This window comes from Thiolapillus sp. (assembly GCF_048562965.1).
Taxonomy (GTDB): domain Bacteria; phylum Pseudomonadota; class Gammaproteobacteria; order Chromatiales; family Chromatiaceae; genus Thiolapillus; species Thiolapillus brandeum_A.
Map to the genome: position 1 here is coordinate 1 of NZ_JBHNMF010000337.1, position 3,588 is coordinate 3,588.

At 53.3% G+C, this 3,588-nt stretch carries 3 protein-coding genes and 1 pseudogene; all 4 read left to right on the plus strand.

The window, feature by feature from the left end:
* A pseudogene (locus tag ACOCD2_RS14380) lies at window positions 1-826 on the plus strand (site-specific DNA-methyltransferase); the annotation flags it as partial.
* 3 nt (window positions 827-829) lie between these two features.
* Window positions 830-1,963: an AAA family ATPase gene (locus ACOCD2_RS14385; RefSeq protein WP_293652755.1), complete on the plus strand. Its 1,134-nt coding sequence runs from the start codon at window positions 830-832 to the stop codon at window positions 1,961-1,963.
* A 13-nt stretch (window positions 1,964-1,976) separates the two neighbouring features.
* Window positions 1,977-2,648 (plus strand): DUF4276 family protein, encoded by a 672-nt coding sequence (locus tag ACOCD2_RS14390; RefSeq protein ID WP_294077752.1) that lies wholly within the window; start codon window positions 1,977-1,979, stop codon window positions 2,646-2,648.
* A partial coding sequence (locus ACOCD2_RS14395; protein WP_293680712.1) for a DEAD/DEAH box helicase family protein occupies window positions 2,635-3,588 on the plus strand: 954 nt, incomplete at its 3' end. The genes ACOCD2_RS14390 and ACOCD2_RS14395, both read left to right, overlap by 14 nt.

Below are 3,588 nucleotides of genomic sequence, written 5' to 3' on the forward strand. Positions count from 1 at the left end.
TAGATATATTCTTGTTGAAATGGGCAACTATTTCGACACTGTCCTCAAACCCCGCATTGCCAAGGTGATTTATTCCAAAGACTGGAAAAACGGCAAGCCCATTGCACGCGATACCGGCATTTCCCACTGCTTCAAATACATTCGCCTGGAATCCTACGAAGACACACAGAATAACCTGACGCTGAAGGATATTGGCAACACCACTGGAGAGGCTGGCTTCCAACGCGATTACCTGCTCCACTACTGGCTCGACTTCGAGGCCAAGGGCAGCCCGTCGTTGCTGAATATCGAATGGTTCGCCGATCCCACGGCCTACAAACTGAAGGTCAAAAAACCCGGCACCGACGAGTATGTGGAAAAGGCCGTCGATCTCGTCGAAACCTTCAACTGGCTGATCGGCCTGCATGTAGAGCATTTGGACCGCTGGCGTCGCTACGATGCCGCGTTCAAGCGGGAAACCGACCCGGAGCTGCCAGAGGACACCAGCACGCGCCTGATCCTTGACGGTCCATTAAAAGAGACGGACGATGGCGCCTGGCGCTTTCGCAAGATCGAAGGCTATACGCTGCGCACGCCGGGAGACCAGTCAGACCGCGAGCGGACCCTGGTGATCTGGCGCAAGCTGACCGGAGACCTGGAAAAAGACAATCTGATGCTGGACGAGTGGTTCAAGAAGTATCGCCTGTCCACCCAGGACACCGAGTTCGATGTTGTTTATGTCAACGGCTCCAACAACCTGCCCAATCTGCGGCAGGCGGAAGAGACCTGGAAGGTTCGCCTCACCGAGGAACATTTCCACCAGGCGATGTGGGATGTGGAGGACTAAGCCATGAAAGGCGCGATCAAGAATATCAGTATTCAGGGCTTCAAATCCATACGTGAGCTGGAACCCTTTACGTTCAACAATTTGAATGTGTTTATCGGCGCCAATGGTGCGGGCAAGAGCAACCTGGTGCAGTTGTTTCGCCTGTTAATGGCCATGACCCGTAAAAACCTCCAGCAATTCATACTGGAAAATGGCGGCGCGGACAGTTTTCTGCACAATGGCCCGAAACAAACGGAAGCCATCAAGGTTGAACTGGAATTTCAATCACATAGCAGTTTTGCGGAAGACTCGAATTTTTATCGTTTCGAGCTGACGCCTACCGTGGATGAAACCTTTCTGGTCAGTGAAGAGCGCAAATATATGACTACTGACTGGCGCTCCTACGGCCCGCCTGCGCATGAAAGCAGTCTCTATGACGAACGCAATGAACGTTCTGCCGATGATCGTTGGCACGGCGTCGGCTATTTTGTGTATGAATCCATCGCACATTGGATGGTGTATCACTTCCATGACACCAGCCCCACCGCGCCCATGCGCCGGTCTGAAATTGTCGAAGACAACCAGCGGCTTAGAAACAATGGCAGCAATATCGCCCCGTTTTTGTTGCGGCTGAAGCAGTCTGAATCCTTGCATCGCTATTATCAGGAAGTGGTGAACGCCACGCGGCTGATATTGCCTTTTTTCGATGATTTCCGTCTGGATGTGTTCCAACAGGGTGGGGCCGACAAGGTCAAGCTCAGTTGGCAGCAAAAAGGCTCGGATTATCCGCTGCAACCCTATCATTTGTCCGACGGTTCCATACGCTTTATCTGTCTGGCCACCGCGCTGCTACAACCCAATCCGCCATCCGCCATCGTCATTGATGAACCGGAGCTTGGACTGCACCCGGAAGCCATTCGTATTCTTGCCGAGCTGATCACGGATGCCGCCCAACGCACCCAGGTCATTCTCGTCACCCAGTCGCCGTTATTGATCGACCAGTTTGCCATTGACGATATTGTGGTGGTCAATCGCAAGGATGGCCAATCAACCTTCGAGCGCTTGTCTGAACAGGATTTCAGTGAATGGCTGGAGGATTATTCCGTCGGCGAACTCTGGACACGCAATGTCATTCAGGGAGGCACATCGGATGTGTGATTATGCTGAGTTGGTGGTGCTGGTTGAGGGGCCGACCGAGCAGCGTTTCGTCAAACAGTTGCTCGCGCCCTATCTGGCGGATAAACGGGTCTATCTAGCCCCTGTCATTCTGCACAAGCCGGGCCAGAAAGGTGGTGATGTCAAGTTCAGCCGCGCACAAAATGATATTGAACGACATCTCAAGCAACGCGCGGATACCTGGATTACCCTGCTGGTGGACTACTACGGAATCAAACCCGACTGGCCGGGCTACGCCAAATCCAAACGCCTGACAAACCATAAACAGAAATGGCAGGTCATGTGCAAGGCGACTGCTGAAACAGTACAAAACCTGTTTCCAGCGCAAAACCCACAGGAAAGATTCATCCCCTATGTCTCCATGCATGAAACCGAGGCACTGTATTTCAGTGAGCCCGATTGTCTGGCTGAGCATCTGGGCGTGAGGCGGCAGCGTGTTGACGCCATTCTGAAGGAATGTGGCGAGCCGGAAAATATCAACGACCGGCCAGATACCGCACCATCCAGGCGACTGCAACAACTCTCCAGGCGTTTCAAGAAAACCACCACGGGTATCGCGATCGCTGATCAAATTGGCATAGACAAGATGCGTGCCGCCTGCCCGCTTTTTGATCGCTGGGTTGGCAAGATGGAAACATTGGCAGGAGGCAGCCATGGCGCGGCGTAAAACAAGTAGAAAAAAGCAATTGCCCTTTGGTCACAAGCTGGTGCTCAATCAATGGATCGTCAGCCTGTTCGGTTTTGACCCATTAAAAGACCACAAGGACGGCAAGCGGACACTGCGACCGGTTCTGCCGTTGGCGAAAATCGTCAAAGATGCGCCGGAGGGCATGAGCGCGGAAAACCTGCACTATTTCTACAAGACGCTCGATATCAATCTCCAGGCCGATTCAAGTATTACGCGAAACGACCTACTGCGTTACGAACACAACATTGTCAGCCACACCCTGGCGATCAATGAGGACCGTGAGCGTCCCATTGTCTGGAAGTACTACCAATGGCTGTCGCTGTTGTTTGCGGAAATCTATCTCGAGCGGTTCTTCGCCGACCGCGATGCCTTGCTGGAACAACTTAACGACTATGTCACGACATTTAACGCGTATTGGACGAATGCGGGTTATGAAACCGGCATCACACCCTACGAACTGGAGGACCTGAACAAGCTCTGCCTGCAAAATGCGACCGGCTCAGGCAAGACACTGCTGATGCATGTGAACTTTCTGCAATTTCGTCATTACGCGGAGAATTCTCCCCTGAAACACGACCTCACCCGCACTGTGCTGATCACCCCGAACGAGGGCCTCTCCGTGCAGCATAAGCGCGAGTTGAAAGGCAGTGGCATCACCGCCGAACGCCTGCTGACCGACAATGGCGACCTATTCTCCTCAGGCAAAAATGGCCTGCGGCAGGTGGACTATACCGAGATCACCAAGCTGGGAGACACGGACGGGCCCAATACCATCGCCACCCGAAATCTCGGCGATCAGAACCTGCTACTGGTCGATGAGGCACACCGGGGCATGGGTAGCCAGGAAGAACACGGCTGGTTCAAAAGCCGCGCTCGGTTGTCCGAAAAGGGCTTTGTGTTCGAATATTCAGCAACCTTC